13 protein-coding genes are annotated in these 14,357 nt (G+C 38.2%); 1 reads left to right on the top strand and 12 read right to left on the bottom strand.

Features of this window, described 5'->3' with window-relative positions:
* Positions 1-194: 194 nt before the first annotated feature.
* From CJZ72_RS06760 to CJZ72_RS06730, 7 genes are all read right to left on the bottom strand, one after another.
* The gene (locus CJZ72_RS06760) at positions 195-542 is read right to left on the bottom strand and encodes a VOC family protein (RefSeq protein WP_081134663.1); all 348 of its coding nucleotides are present in this window, start codon (positions 540-542) and stop codon (positions 195-197) included.
* A gap of 44 nt (positions 543-586) precedes the next feature.
* Positions 587-1,870 (bottom strand): SLC13 family permease, encoded by a 1,284-nt coding sequence (locus tag CJZ72_RS06755; protein ID WP_081134665.1) that lies wholly within the window; start codon positions 1,868-1,870, stop codon positions 587-589.
* A gap of 365 nt (positions 1,871-2,235) precedes the next feature.
* Positions 2,236-3,144 carry a 4-hydroxy-tetrahydrodipicolinate synthase gene (dapA, locus tag CJZ72_RS06750; protein ID WP_081134667.1) on the bottom strand — a complete coding sequence of 303 codons (909 nt, stop codon included), beginning with the start codon at positions 3,142-3,144 and terminating at the stop codon, positions 2,236-2,238.
* Positions 3,145-3,277: 133 nt separating this feature from the next.
* Positions 3,278-4,402 carry a sialidase family protein gene (locus CJZ72_RS06745; RefSeq protein ID WP_081134708.1) on the bottom strand — a complete coding sequence of 375 codons (1,125 nt, stop codon included), beginning with the start codon at positions 4,400-4,402 and terminating at the stop codon, positions 3,278-3,280.
* A gap of 83 nt (positions 4,403-4,485) precedes the next feature.
* On the bottom strand, positions 4,486-5,514 hold the full coding sequence (gene pdxA, locus CJZ72_RS06740; protein WP_081134669.1) for a 4-hydroxythreonine-4-phosphate dehydrogenase PdxA: 1,029 nt from the start codon (positions 5,512-5,514) through the stop codon (positions 4,486-4,488).
* Between the two features lie 28 nt (positions 5,515-5,542).
* The gene (locus CJZ72_RS06735; RefSeq protein ID WP_095443706.1) at positions 5,543-6,700 is read right to left on the bottom strand and encodes an iron-containing alcohol dehydrogenase; all 1,158 of its coding nucleotides are present in this window, start codon (positions 6,698-6,700) and stop codon (positions 5,543-5,545) included.
* A gap of 20 nt (positions 6,701-6,720) precedes the next feature.
* On the bottom strand, positions 6,721-7,944 hold the full coding sequence (locus CJZ72_RS06730; RefSeq protein WP_081134673.1) for a four-carbon acid sugar kinase family protein: 1,224 nt from the start codon (positions 7,942-7,944) through the stop codon (positions 6,721-6,723).
* A 181-nt stretch (positions 7,945-8,125) separates the two neighbouring features.
* Here CJZ72_RS06730 and CJZ72_RS06725 point away from each other — a divergent pair, with 181 nt between their 5' ends.
* Entirely contained in the window at positions 8,126-9,901 is a 1,776-nt protein-coding gene (locus tag CJZ72_RS06725; protein ID WP_081134674.1) for a sigma-54-dependent transcriptional regulator, read from the top strand.
* Positions 9,902-10,212: 311 nt separating this feature from the next.
* On the opposite strand, the gene CJZ72_RS06720 is transcribed toward CJZ72_RS06725, so the two are convergent.
* The 5 genes from CJZ72_RS06720 to rpiB all read right to left on the bottom strand — a co-directional run bounded on the left by CJZ72_RS06720 (position 10,213) and on the right by rpiB (position 14,357).
* Entirely contained in the window at positions 10,213-10,680 is a 468-nt protein-coding gene (locus CJZ72_RS06720) for a PTS sugar transporter subunit IIA (RefSeq protein WP_081134676.1), read from the bottom strand.
* Between the two features lie 12 nt (positions 10,681-10,692).
* The gene (locus tag CJZ72_RS06715) at positions 10,693-11,430 is read right to left on the bottom strand and encodes a DeoR/GlpR family DNA-binding transcription regulator (protein ID WP_081134677.1); all 738 of its coding nucleotides are present in this window, start codon (positions 11,428-11,430) and stop codon (positions 10,693-10,695) included.
* Between the two features lie 80 nt (positions 11,431-11,510).
* Positions 11,511-12,884, bottom strand: a complete 1,374-nt coding sequence (locus tag CJZ72_RS06710) for a PTS transporter subunit EIIC (protein WP_095443705.1) — start codon at positions 12,882-12,884, stop codon at positions 11,511-11,513.
* Between the two features lie 19 nt (positions 12,885-12,903).
* Positions 12,904-13,830 (bottom strand): sugar phosphate isomerase/epimerase family protein, encoded by a 927-nt coding sequence (locus tag CJZ72_RS06705; protein ID WP_081134679.1) that lies wholly within the window; start codon positions 13,828-13,830, stop codon positions 12,904-12,906.
* A gap of 95 nt (positions 13,831-13,925) precedes the next feature.
* Positions 13,926-14,357 (bottom strand): ribose 5-phosphate isomerase B, encoded by a 432-nt coding sequence (rpiB, locus tag CJZ72_RS06700; RefSeq protein ID WP_081134681.1) that lies wholly within the window; start codon positions 14,355-14,357, stop codon positions 13,926-13,928.

Here is a 14,357-nt window from a genome sequence, read left to right as displayed (position 1 = left end):
GAAGTGTTTAACTCCGAGAAATAAGAAGAAATTCACGAAAATTGCTTTTCAAATTTTTGTGAATTTCGGCTTATTTAAGAAGGAGTTGCTTCTGCTCCCGCCGTTTATTCGTTTTTAAAGAATGAGACAAAAGTGTTTCTTACTTTTGTCCCAGCCTCTCATATTCAATAAGGAGAAAATCGTAAAGTATGTTTTTACTTTCTTAAGATATGAATAGCAAACCCGCCAAACTCTTCGGCAAGATATATGTTCTTTAGTTTGTTTTCTTCGTCATAAGCTGCTGTCTCCATATTGAAGGAAAGTCCTTTAGCTTTTAGCTCTGCTACTGCACTTTCCAAATTGGTAGTCCGCATAGCAATATGTCCATTTTTTCCTAAGAAAGGAGACTTCATACATTCAAAATAATCACCAGCAAATTCTGATTTTTGTCCATGTCGCGGTGTCAAATTAAAGATCATACTCAATTGGTTTGCAAGTTCTTGTGCTTCGGTCTCATTCTCCATATTGATACCAATATGTTCTAATTCAAAGTGATTTTCCATTGTCTTACATCTCCTTCATCGTAGTTGTTCTGCTTTTTTCATTGTTACATTGGGAACATCAAGGTTGCTCCGACTGTTACAAAGATGAGACGAATAAAATATTGGGGGATCGTGAATTTCCAGAATTGAGCTGCTGTATACTTGCCTGTTCCTAAAATCATCGCTGGCATTCCATCAATTGGCAAGAAGTGTCCACACCAACCTGCCATAACGATGGCACAAGCTGCCGCAGTTGGGTCTAACCCTAAGCTTCGACAAGTGGCGATTGCTAATGGTGTAAATACATAGACAGTTCCTATGGTCGAACCTGTCAGTGTAGCCAGTAGACTAGTTAAAATACAGAATACTAAGATCATCACAAACGGATTCACATTGTCTCCCAACATACTAGCAACAGAGGTCCCAACTAGATTGGTCAATCCAGTGCTACCTAATGCATCCGCCACACCAATAACACCAGCAGACATCAAGATGATTGGCGCACTGATTGCATTGCGGATCTCTTTGAAATCTAAGACACCGATCAATAAAATCACGGCAACAGACAAACCCGCCATTGCATAGCCGGCATCGCCAATTCTACTTTGTAGCAACATACCGATCACTGCAAAAATAAACACACCATAAGTGGTTAGTTCTTTCCATCTTGGCAACTGGGAAGCGTTCTCATTTGTGTTGACCACATCTACATCTTTGCAGTCCTCTGAGGTAGGGTGATCAGGAAGAAACTTATACTGAATGATACAGTTGACTAAAAAGCCCATGGATAAAAATAAATTAACAATTGCAAATTTGAAAACAGGAACTTCTGTCATGATTCCAGCAGAATTCAAGACAGCGATCACGATACCATATTGTAAGGCTGTGTTGAAAGGAATCAATGGATGATTCGTCGCGAATCCTGCCGTTATGATCACTTTTGATGGTGGTAATTTCTCCGAATAAGGCAACGTCGATAACAATCCAAGTGTCAATACATAATAAGCAGTTGACCCTGTGCCGAACAAGCTACACCCTAACATCACTACTAGAATGATGAGAATATAAGACTTGAAGCCACCTTTGTTCGCCATCGAAAACATTGCTTTTTTAAAGAAGACGATAAAATTGGTCTTCTCCAGGGCGGCAATAATCGCCATGAACTCAGCCAACATGATGATGGTCGAATTTGAGAAACCGGCAAATGCGCCTTTGATATCAGTAATACCAAAAATGACTAACAACAAACAAGCAAATAATGGCGCTGCCCCGAAGGGAATTCTTTCAATCATTACTAAAACAATCATTACTACGGTAATTGCTAATGCAATCATCATTTGAATAGTCATTGTGTCCTCCTCTAGTCATATGCATAAGTAGCAGGAGAGGATGACATAGGCTAAAAAGAAAAAATACAAAGGATCACTATTTTCTAGAACAGGTAGAATTGCAGCGTGGGACAAAAGTAAGAAACACTTTTGTCTCATTCTTTAAAAACGGATAAACGGTGGGAGCAGAAGCACTCCTTTTTAAATAAGCCAAAATTCACAAAAATTTGAAAAGTAATTTTCGTTAATTTCTTCTTATTTCTCGGAGTCAAACACTTCTGTCCCAGCCTCTTCCTGTTCAGACAGTCTTCGTATTCACTTATGTCACATATCTCTCTTCTCACTGCTTTCACCTACAAACAAGCAAATAAATGTTTATAAACTTCTTAGCGCATGCCTTTTGCTGTGGTTTCCTCTAATACTTTTTTCAGTGCCTCGATGCCTTCTGTTGGAATCTGATTGAATGGCGCACGGCATTTTCCTACATTAGTTCCAAGTAACGCTGCCGCAGTTTTAACGATTGTATTGGGATTACCATATTTGAAGCAATTTCTGAAAGCTTGAATACTTTCATTCGCCGTTTTTGCTTCCTCGACCTTGCCCTCTACGAACAGATCATAGATTGATGCCATTGTTTTTGGATAGACATTGGCACAACCAGCAATACCACCAGTTCCTCCTGCTAACAACGTCCAGATGATCAACTGATCATTTCCTGACAGCGTGTAGAATTCTCCATTTGTTTTTGCTTTTCCTGCATCGATATACCCTAAAATATTGGCAAAGTTTCCGCTTGAATCTTTTGCTCCAATGATATTTTCGATTTGCGCAAGACGAGCAACTGTTGCTGGTGCGATGGCATTGCCAGTTCGAGCAGGGATATTATAAAGCACGATCGGCATGTCAACTGCTTCGGCAATCGTTTTGTAATGCGTGTAGATTTCTTCTTGACTAGCTGCTGCAAAACTTGGCGCAATGATCGACAAAACATCTGCACCAGCGGCTTGTGCCATTTTACTTTGGGCAATCGTTTCTTTTGTAGAGATTGCTCCTGACCCTGCATAGATCGGTACTCGACCTGCCGTTTGATCGACTACGACTTCTAAAACAAGTTTTTTCTCGTCAGCAGATAAAATATAGCCCTCGCCATTTGTACCAAAAGGAAAAATCCCGTGGATGCCATTATCGATCATGCGGTCTACTTGGTTACGTAATTCATCAAAATTGATGCTTTCATCCTCATACATGGGGGTCAAAATAGGGCTGATGATGCCTTTTAATTCGATTGGTTTCATAGTAGTTTTCTCCTCTTTTTTCAATGGAATACGGTTTCATTTCTATTATTTGGCAAACACTTGCGCTACCTCCGTTTGTCGGAGGCAACACGCATTTGCCAACTGATTTTCTATTAGCAATTTATAACTTTGGTTATTTCTCTACCCCTTCACCTGAGGTTGGATTGTATATGCCGACCGCTTCTCTTTTTTCACCAAACAAATCTGCGACAGTAAAGCGGACATACTTTACACAGAGCCGATTGCGATAGGCATAAACAAGATGTAAGTTCCCTTGACTATCTTGATAAAGGGTTGGGTATTCATGTTGTGAATTGTTGGTTTTATTTTCAACACCGATGTAGCCTTCTGCAGCTTCAAAAACCCGACCAATCGGCCATGTCTTGCCAAAGTCTTCACTTACGGAGACAGCAACTGGATTTCGCAAGCCCGGCCAAGCAACTTTCCCAAAAGCCGCATGAGGTGCTGAATTAACGTTATAGGCCAACGCAATTTCCCCAGTTGCCAGTTTGATGGCACTAACACTGGCATTATTATTCGGTAAAACAGTTGCTTCTGGCACGCTCCAACTATCACCAAAATCAAAGGATTCACTGCTATAGACAAAATCAGCAAAGCGGCTTCTCATGAAAGCAACTAAATGACCAGGTTCCATTTCCACGACATTTGCGTGAACTCGACCATTACTATCTGGCATGCGCACAGCTTGCCATGTTTTTCCTGCATCATCTGATACTTGGAACTCTGTCGGATCATTCGTCAATCCATCAGCTGAATCTTCACACAACCATGTACTGTAAAGCCAACGACCATTACTTAGGATCTGGATTCCTTGTCGTCCAAAGGTGCCCTCTTTGTCAAATAAAACTTCTGGCTTTCCCCATGTTTGTCCTTCATCAGCTGATTTTTGTACCATGATGATCGAAGTAAACTGCATATTGTCTTTTCCTTCTTGACGGCTAACTTGAGAAGTATAGATCAGCCAAATCTTGCCATCTGGTGCTCGGAAGAAAGAAGGATTTTGTTCACTGCGGTCTACACCTTCTGAGACAGTGACAGGAATGGACCATCTTTGTGTTTCTGGATCTAACTTCGAGACGACGATCGAGATATCGCCACTTCCTTCAAAGCTACCTGCAAACCACGCACACAACATCCCGCCATCTGCTGTTTCGATCAAAGCAGGTGCATGAGCCGTGTTGTTGCCTCCAGTTGGGATCAGACCAAAATCAACATTTAAAAATGCATCTCGGTACATGACGCCATTTGGCTCTGATTGTCGTACTTGTTCTAAATGTGTCAACGTATTTCTCCCCCTAAAATTTTATGTTGTGCTAGTGCTTATTTTGTGTGTTCTGCCAGACGAATAGCGTAGTCGATCGCATTTTCTAAACTGGCTTCGCTAGCTGTCCATTTTCCTGCTTGGTCAAAGGCTGTTCCGTGATCCACAGATGTACGAATGATTGGTAGATTCAACGTGATATTGACCCCTTGCACAGCTTTCCAGCTTTGTGCTTCTTGGTCGTAGACAAACCCTAAAAGTTTCAAAGGAATATGTCCTTGATCGTGGTACATAGCTACGACAATATCGTACATACCGCCATTTGCTTTTGAGAAAAGGGTATCAGCAGGTAAAGAACCAGATACATTGATTCCTTCTTCTTTGGCCGCTTCAACTGCAGGATTAATCTCATCGATTTCTTCACGACCGAACAACCCATTTTCCCCACAGTGTGGATTCAACCCAGCGACTGCGACACGAGGATTTTCGATCCCTAAATCTTTACAAGCTTGATCTGCGATACGGATCACATCTAGTACACGTTCTTTGGTCGCTCGGTCACAAGCTTCCCGTAAGGACACATGTGTAGAGACATGGACTACCCGTAAATTGCCATCCGCCAACATCATCGTATATTTATCCGTACCTGTCAGATCGGCATAGATCTCGGTATGTCCGGCATAGTGATGTCCGGAAGCATTCATTGCCTCTTTATTCAATGGATTCGTTACTGTCGCATCGATTTCTTTCGCTAAAGCTAACTCAATAACCTTCTTCACATATTGAAAGGCCGCATCGCCTCCCACATCAGAAACTTCGCCAACTTGGAAGTTTGCCATGTCCACGATCTTCAAATCAATCAAGTCGATCGTCCCAAAAGTATAGCGCCCCTCTTTTGGCTGACTGATCACATTCACAGCCAAAGCTAATTCGGGATGTTCTGTTAGATAGTGATCGATGACACTTTTATCTCCAACTAACAAAGGGTTACATTCATCATAAAGTGCCGGTTTTGCAAAAGCTTTGAGGGAGATTTCAGGTCCGATTCCTGCAGGATCTCCCATTGTAATGCCAACGATTTTTTTCATGACATGCTCCATCCTTTCTAGATTCAAATTATAATATCTGTAGATAGATGGCACGAGCATCTTCTGGTGTAACTTCCCGTTTGTTGTTGACAAGTAAACGAGTCACTTCCATTCCAGCTGCTACTAAGCCATCCAAGTCTGCTTCTGGGACATTGAATGTTTTAAGACTCGTTGGAATCTCTAAAACTTTGACGATTTCATCCAGTTGATGGATCATATAGCCTGACTTCTCGTCGATAGACCACTCTTTATGACCATCTTTGATCACACGATCATACGCAACAGCTAGTAAATCTTTGATTGCTGGTTCATTGAATTTCATGACCGGTGTCAACAAAATCGCATTTGATACACCGTGGGCAATATGGTATTTCCCCCCTAGAGGATACGATAATGCGTGCACCGCTGTAGTTCCAGATGCGGTGATTGCTACACCTGCGTAAAATGAACCTAACAGCATCTTACGTTTTGCGTCCAATGCTTCTGGATCTGTGCAGGCTTCAATGATATTGTTCATGATCAAATCAAGCGCTTCTAGCGCAAAGGTATCACTGATTGGATTCGCTTTTGCTGAAGTAAAACATTCAATCGCATGACATAGCGCATCTATACCTGTGGCAGCTGCAATTGGTTTTGGTAGATTTTTGATCATTCGTCCATCCAATACCACAAAATCAGCAATCATTTCAGGATTGACGATCCCGATTTTCAAGTCTTTTTCTGGCACTCCCACAATCGCATTCGGGGTAGCTTCAGCTCCAGTTCCAGCAGTTGTTGGAATCATCAAACTTGGCACTTGTTTTTTCGCTAATAATGGATCATCTAACAAATCTTTGACTGTATAGTCATCTGTCGCTAAGATCGAAGCCAATTTCGCAACATCCATCACCGAGCCACCACCAACAGCGATGACTAAGTCAGCCGCTTCTTTCTTGAAGGTATCGATCACTGCTTGCGCTTCATGATAAGTTGGTTCTGCAGGAATATCAGAAAGAACCGTGTAATCGATTCCTGCTTTTTCAATGATCTGGATTGGCAGATCCACCAAACCTAACCCTAAAAGACCTTTGTCTGTGAAAACAACGATTTTATGGACACCGTTGCTGATGATTTCTTCCAATTGTTCAATGGCATGTTCTCCTGCCCGGATATTCTTTGGCATTTTCAAACTGTAATCTGTTAGCATAATAGATCCTCCTCGATCCTTTAGTACAACCTGATTTCTTCAAATAATTCTTCTGTCCCAAAACCGCCTGATTTCGTGATCACTTGCATTTCTTGACTATTCCATTCAATGGCAGACAAAACAACGCCAGGTTTAATCTCCGTCAGAGGCTTGATCCCAGTCACACCTAAAACAGTCATCGCTTGGAACAATGTATCGCCTCCTGTAAACAAGAAGGTATTCTCTTGATGCTTTGACCATAGTGCTTTCGTTAACTTTCCAAGTGATTCTCCTATTCTAAACCGACATACATCCGCAGATAAAGCCTTTTCTTCACTATACTTCACAATTTCAGCGGTTGTTTGATCGCTGTATGTTTCAAAAATCACCAATGGCTGTGTTTCCATCAACTGAAGGTACTCTTTGATCTCATTTTGCCCTACGCTTGCTTCCCAATATGTAGGATCTAATAATTGTTGCGCAGTTAACGAGATTCGCGGATACTCTTTCTCGACATACTCAATTTGTTTTTTTGTAATTGGATTGACACTCCCGCAAACAACTATCACCGGCTTTTGTAGTTTGTATGCTACTTCTTTACCGTCAGGAAATAATTGTTCTGCTAAGATCTTGGCAAACCCAGCACATCCTACCGTCACACCCAGAAGATTTTCATCTGCTAAACGCTTTGCATGAGTCAGCAACATGTCATCTGTCTGTGCATCAAAAATCACTACGCCTTTTTTTGGTAAATCCTGCTCTTTAACTAGCACCGACTCAATTCCCGCCTCCGACTGCAAACGCCGCATCACATTGCTTTCAGTCACAGGTTCATAAGGATCTTTTGCAAAAACACTTTCTGATACCAAAACATCTTCTATATATAAATGCCCATCGATCACCACCCGATTCATTTCAGGATATGCGGGTAAAAAAGGGACAGGCACTTGTTCACTAGTGTCAAGAATCGCTTTTAACTCAGCGCTGATATTTCCTCTTAATGCTGAATCTACTTTTTTATAAATAAATGGAATCTGGGAAACTTTTGCATCTTCCAAAATCTTTTTTGTCTTCTCATATGCCTGCTCAAAAGTCAGATGTCGACTCTCGGTATTGAGAACTAACACTTCGATTTCCTGTGGAAGTGCGTCATATTGGACGACTGTTTCCGTAGAGACCAATGTCTGGATACCTTGTTTCGAAAATTGGACCCCAGTATCCAAAGCTCCTGTAAAGTCGTCCGCTATAACTAACAACTTTAACATCTACTCACCACCTCCTACTTCATGGTTTGATTATAGTTGGAATAATAAAGCGTTCACATTCTAAAAAAAGCAAAAAAACGTTTAATTTCGAAACGTTTTCTTAAATAAATATTCATATTTAATTTTTACATGGTATTATTGTTCATATATGAAACAGTCGTATGATTTAGGGAGTAAGAAAATGAAACGAAAGATTTTAGGCATTGCGCCTTATGAAGAATTGAACCATTCCATGCATATTATCAGTGAACAATATCCTGAAGTGGAAACAACCATCTACACAGCTGATTTAGTTGAAGGACAAACCCTTGCTGCTGAACTGTATACCGATGGCTACGATGCCATCATCTCCCGAGGAGGAACCGCCAAACTGATTCGTCAAGTCGTTTCTTTGCCGGTCATCGATGTCTCATTGTCCATTTATGATGTACTAAGCTCGATTCGGTTAGCAGAAAACTATACCAACAATTTTGCGATCGTCGGCTATCCCAGCATCACCGAAAAAGCTCACTTACTCTGTGACCTTTTGGGCTACAAGATCGAGATCCATACGATCGATGAAACACTTGATGCAGATGCGCTCCTTGATACATTAGTAGGTAAAAACTATGAATTGATATTATGCGATGCCATCACTAATCGCATCGCCCTCTTAAAATCTCTTAATACGATTTTGATTACTTCGGGGTTTGAAAGTATCAAAAGTGCCTACGAAGATGCATTATCGATCATTGATCACGTGGAACAAGTCAAACACAAAAAAGAAATCATGAAAAAAGGAATCTTGAGTCAACACCAAGAGCTACTGCTTTACGATGCTACATATACCATTGAATTTTCAACCTTGGCGCCAACTTTTGCAGAAGAAATCATCAAAGTCCTCAAGATGAAACCAGAAAAAAAAGAGATCCATCACTATTCCCGCACTCAAAATAGATATGTGACCTTAACAATAAAATCCTATACTGTTGATCGACAAAAATATTTCAGTTGTTTCATTCATAAGAACAGCGCGCCACCAGTAACCAATAAACCAGATATTTCCTATCAGAAAAAGCCAGAAGTCGCCGATAGTTTCGCAAAAAAACTGTTTTTTTCCCAATTTATCCCTGAACGTATCAAACATGAAATCAAACAATATGAGCCTTACTATTCTTCCTATCTTATCTTTGGCGAAAGCGGCACTGCCAAAAAAAATATCGCTTACCAAATTTATCTTGATCAGACAAAAAATACCAACTACCTGATCTCGATCAATTGTAAACTCATTACAGAAAAATTATGGAAGTTTTTGGTCAATGCCACGAATGGTCCATTTGTGGATATCCACAATACGATTTTCTTTGAAAATGTCGAACAATTAAGTACAGCAGCAACCGAACGCCTCGTCACGTTGATCAAAACCACCAATGTACTCAACCACAATCAATTGATCTTTACCTATGACAGCAATAAAGCAACAGACCAGACGATCTTCAATCGACTAGTAAGCCAATTAAACTGTGCAAAGATCTATGCACCCGCAATTCGAGAACGCAGAAATGAATTAAGTATCATCACGACACTGCTTTTGAATAAAATGAACATCGAATGCACAAAAGAAATCATGGGCTTTGAACCAAAAGCCCTCGAATTATTTCTAGCTTTTGACTGGCCTGGAAACTTCGATCAGTTGCAATACTGTATCAAAGAACTTGTCGTCGATGCAAGCACCCATTATATTTCAGAACACCAAGTTACAGAATTGCTGAACAAGGAACGAGTGGTACAAAATTTCACTCATCTCAAGGATCACTTTACCGCCAAAAGTCCCTTGCATCACCCCACTTTGTTTGACTATACCAAAGAAATCATTTTACATGTATTAGACCAAAATGAGGGCAACCAAACAAAAACAGCCAACCAACTTGGCATCAGCCGAACAACATTGTGGCGCTACCTAAAAGAAGAAAACTAACGAAAACAAAGATGCTTTCTATACGTTTTCCATTGGAAATTCGGCTAGAAAACAATAAGACAAAACATTACTTCCCATTCAATCAGATTTTGTTTTGCTGATGTTTCTGGTTGCTGGATAATAAGAATACATCGTACTAACATTGCAGTATATCATGTTACATTTTTGATTTTTTATTTATTGTACTAAAAGAACATCTAGAGTAGAAACAAATCTACTTTAGATGTTCTTGATCACTCTATTCATACTATTCGGCAAAAACTGGAACTTCTTATTATCCATCTATTTTCTAAACAACGGATTTTTATTTTCTATTCTATTGTACCAATTTTTTTCATTGCTAGATTTTCTCCTAAATCTAAGCTTAGTTTCTCATCGTTTAAATTTGTAAATATGACCATAATATCTGTCTTTTTATTTTGCATTTTTAGATAATTTAAATCGACTTTTGCTAGTAAAGTACTTTTATCAACCTTATCGTCTATGTCGACTAAAATTTCGAACCCTTCACCATTCAATTCAACTGTATCAATTCCAATATGAATCAATATCTCTATCCCATTTTTTGTCACTAGAGAAATCGCATGTTTAGTCGGAAATATTGCTGTCACAGTTGCTTCAGTAGGACTATAGATGTCACCATTACTCGGAAAAATCCCAAAGCCAGTTCCAATTGCTCCACTCGCAAAAACTTCATCATGAACACTTGATAAGGCAACTACATTTCCATTTACGGGATTAAATAATTCAATCGTTTTTTTCTTCTTAAATAGTCTCATTTTTAAGACTCCTTATTTTGAAATAATCTTCATTTCTTTAGCTAGTTTTTTATCCGATTTATCAGAAATTAAAGTAACATCCTTCAAATCAAAGGCTTTAACTGTTGAAACTTTATGGAATTTACTACTGTCACATAGTAAATAAGGTACTCTTGTTTGCCCTAAAACTGCTATTTTTTTAGAGGCTTCTATATAATCTGGTGTCGTTATTCCAAATTTCAGATCAATCCCATTAGCACCTAAAAATGCTTTATCAAAAATATATTTTTTTATATTTTCTTCTGTCAAAGGACCTGAAAGAGATGAAATAATTGGGTTAAATGCTCCTCCTAACAAAGTAATGTCACAAGAAAAATCACCGCTCAAAGATAAGGCATCAGTATTAGTTGTAATGATGTGTATCTTCTTTGTAACAATCTCTCTTAGTAATGCAGAACAAGTCGAACCAGAATCTAAATAGATCGTATCGCCATCATTAATTTGTTTAGCAGCAACCTGAGCAATGTAATCCTTTTCTTTTTTTTGTAAATTAGTTTTAGCAGAAACCGGTAACTCAGTAGTGCTAGACATTAATTTTACGGCACCACCTGCTAAAAGATGTACCTTATTTTTTTTTTCTAATTCTTTTAAATCTCTTCTTAAAGTAGAAATCGAGATTTCTGGTATATACTTTTGCAATTCATCTATTCGAAGAAGTTCTTTTTGATTTAGAATTTCTACGATTTTTTCTTGTCGTTCATACGGAATCAATTCATTTTCCTCGTTTCTAATTTTACTATTACTATAATAATAGCATAGTTTAAATTAGTCACGACTAATACTTATATTTTCTAAGCCAATTGATCATCTTTGTTTGTAAATAAGTATCCTAATATAGCTGAAATCACCAATGCGATTAACAGACCAATCATCGCATGCAGAAAATTAGAACTATTTTCTGTAACGAATGCCGGGAAAGTGGTAACGCTACCAAAAACAAAAGAATTAGTAACAACCTTCATAAGACCTAAGTAAGCTCCGCCAATAGCTCCACCAATGATTTGTGCTAAAAACAACTTCTTATTTTTAACTAATAGACCAAAGAGTGTAGGCTCTATAATAGCCGACAAAGCGATTGTAATAAGTCCTGTTAAGGCAAAGTTTTTTAACTTTTTATTTTTGGCTTTAAAAATGACCCCAATAGTAGTACCAATTACAGCAAAATTACAAGCAAAAGTAAATGGCACAATATAATCAAATCCATGCATCGAAATATTATTGATCATAATTGGATTTACTGCCCAATGAATTCCAAAACTTACTAGGATACTCCAACCACCACCAACAAGTACTCCGGTTAAAATACTACTACGTTCGATCAACCAGTTTACAATATTAGCTATTCCTTCACCACCATACACACCCAACGGACCAATGACAATAACAGTTAATGGAACCATTATCACAAGTGAAACAAGTGGCACAATAACCAGCTTTAATGTTTCCGGAACATGTTTGTCTAAAAATTTATATAGATAAGAAAATGCCCAAATAGATAAGATAATCGGTACAACTGTTGAATTGTAGTTCATCAAAACTACCGGTACCCCTAAAAAACTTGTAGTTGCGCCATTTCCTTGACTTCCTAGTAATGCAATAAAATCAGGATGCAATAATGATGCTCCAATTAGAGCGGATAAATAGGGACTTGCACCAAACCGTCGTCCAGATGTAAAAGCTAACAATACCGGCAAAAAATAGAAAACACTCATTGAAGTAGCATATAAAATGGTATACGTGCCACTCTTTTCACTAAGTATACCCATTTGAACAGCTAAAATGATCAAACCACGTAATATACCCGATCCAGCCATCGCAGGTAATAATGGTGCAAAAATAGCTGAAATAGCTGAAAAAATATTTGTGATAACGCTACCACTTTTTACATTACTTGTGTCTACTTGCACTTGACCGTTGTTATTAACTAAAGCTTCAAATTCATCATATAACTTAGGGACTTCTGTACCGATCAAGATCTGGTATTGCCCCGCTTTATTGACAACATTAGCAACGCCTGCTAATTGCTTAATATTTTCGTCATTCGCTTTTTTATCATCCTTCAATGTTAGTCGTAATCGTGTAGCACAGTGAGTCATATTTGAAATATTTTCTGGTCCGCCAACTTCATCTAAAATATTTTTTGCTAGAACCTTATAATCTATCATTTTTTACACTCCTTAAATATTATGCTAAAAATTTAAGTACCAAATCGCTCGCTGCTACAGCACTATTTTTATCAATTACCGATTGGATATGTGACATACCAACTTTATCAATTAATTGGTCCAGTTTCTTTATCATATTAATATTACGTTCACATTCTGCAATAGGGTCTTCAATTACTGGAAATGTATCAAAATAAATTGCCTGATTATATCCATGTAGTTTTATATAATATAGAAATTCGATTGTCTTCACCAAACTACTTGTTCCAATCATTAAACCATCATCGTTTAATCCATATCCATCATTTAAATGGACTCCATATAATTTGTTACGACTGCCTAAAACGCTTGCACCATAAGCAGGATTCTCATGTTTCATTAGCATATGACAATAGTCTAAAGTAATGCCTAAATTATCTCGGTTAATTTCATTCATCATTACCATGGCTAAACCTAATGAGTCGATAAAAGCATATGCTCGTGGTTGGAATGGTTTGTATTCAATACTAAATTTAATATCTGGTGCATAATCTGCCATATCAATAAAACAATCTCTAATTTGATTCCAAACCTTTTCATAGTTTATTTGAAAAGAGTAGTCAAATCCATCAAAACCTAACCAAATCGTTACTACTTCACCACCAACGGCGCGGCAATAATCTGCAGCATCTTTACAAAGTTGTAAAGCTTCATTAGAAACTTTTTTATTAGCGTTTCCAATTTCACCATTAATAAATTGATCTCTAAAACGAAGTGCCACTCCATTTAATTCTAAATGGTTCTCAGCTAAAATCTTTTTCATTTTTTCTGGACTATAACCCACGACATGCTCTGGATAATTTAAATCTACATGAGTCAATCCCACATTTTTAAACTCCACAAATACTTTTTCTAAATTATTGTCACACTTTGGTAAAAACGAGTTAATTCTTGTAGCTAGTTTCATTTGATACTTCCTCCTTTAATCTTACATGCCATCATATTACCACGAAAAATCATTTTATTCCATATTTTTTCATATTTTTTTATTTTTTTACAAAATTAAATATGATTAAGCATCTCGATTCTTTTTGAATGTCTGCCACCTTCAAATTTCGCATCTAACCATTCTTTAACTATCATTTTAGCAAGTTCACTACCGACAACTCGTGATCCAAAAGCAAGAATATTAGTATTATTGTGTTCTTTAGATAATTTTGCAGAGTATGGTTCACTGCATACAACCGCACGAATTCCTTTGACTTTATTAGCAGAGATGGAAATTCCTACTCCGGTACCGCAGATAAGAATCCCCCCATCAAAATTGCCTGCTGCAACTTCTTCCGCCACTTTCTTGCCATAAATCGGATAGTCAGTTCTTTCAGTTGAGAACGCTCCAAAATCAGTTACTTCATGACCCAATTCTTCTAAATATCCAATGATTGCTGGCTTTAACTCAAATCCTACATGATCGCTTCCAATTGCTAATTTCAT

The sequence above is a fragment of the Enterococcus durans genome (assembly GCF_002277935.1).
Classification (GTDB): Bacteria; Bacillota; Bacilli; order Lactobacillales; family Enterococcaceae; genus Enterococcus_B; species Enterococcus_B durans.
This window is presented reverse-complemented; position numbering and strand designations above follow the sequence as displayed.

Excerpts from the sequence above, each read along its gene's own strand:
- CJZ72_RS06735 (WP_095443706.1), bottom strand. The coding sequence starts at position 6,700 with ATGCTAACAGATTACAGTTTGAAAATGCCAAAGAATATCCGGGCAGGA.
- CJZ72_RS06705 (WP_081134679.1), bottom strand. The coding sequence starts at position 13,830 with ATGAAACTAGCTACAAGAATTAACTCGTTTTTACCAAAGTGTGACAAT.
- CJZ72_RS06745 (WP_081134708.1), bottom strand. The coding sequence starts at position 4,402 with ATGTACCGAGATGCATTTTTAAATGTTGATTTTGGTCTGATCCCAACT.
- rpiB (WP_081134681.1), bottom strand. The coding sequence starts at position 14,357 with ATGAAATTAGCAATTGGAAGCGATCATGTAGGATTTGAGTTAAAGCCA.
- CJZ72_RS06710 (WP_095443705.1), bottom strand. The coding sequence starts at position 12,884 with ATGATAGATTATAAGGTTCTAGCAAAAAATATTTTAGATGAAGTTGGC.
- CJZ72_RS06725 (WP_081134674.1), top strand. The coding sequence starts at position 8,126 with ATGAAACGAAAGATTTTAGGCATTGCGCCTTATGAAGAATTGAACCAT.
- CJZ72_RS06720 (WP_081134676.1), bottom strand. The coding sequence starts at position 10,680 with ATGAGACTATTTAAGAAGAAAAAAACGATTGAATTATTTAATCCCGTA.
- CJZ72_RS06730 (WP_081134673.1), bottom strand. The coding sequence starts at position 7,944 with ATGTTAAAGTTGTTAGTTATAGCGGACGACTTTACAGGAGCTTTGGAT.
- CJZ72_RS06755 (WP_081134665.1), bottom strand. The coding sequence starts at position 1,870 with ATGACTATTCAAATGATGATTGCATTAGCAATTACCGTAGTAATGATT.
- dapA (WP_081134667.1), bottom strand. The coding sequence starts at position 3,144 with ATGAAACCAATCGAATTAAAAGGCATCATCAGCCCTATTTTGACCCCC.
- pdxA (WP_081134669.1), bottom strand. The coding sequence starts at position 5,514 with ATGAAAAAAATCGTTGGCATTACAATGGGAGATCCTGCAGGAATCGGA.
- CJZ72_RS06760 (WP_081134663.1), bottom strand. The coding sequence starts at position 542 with ATGGAAAATCACTTTGAATTAGAACATATTGGTATCAATATGGAGAAT.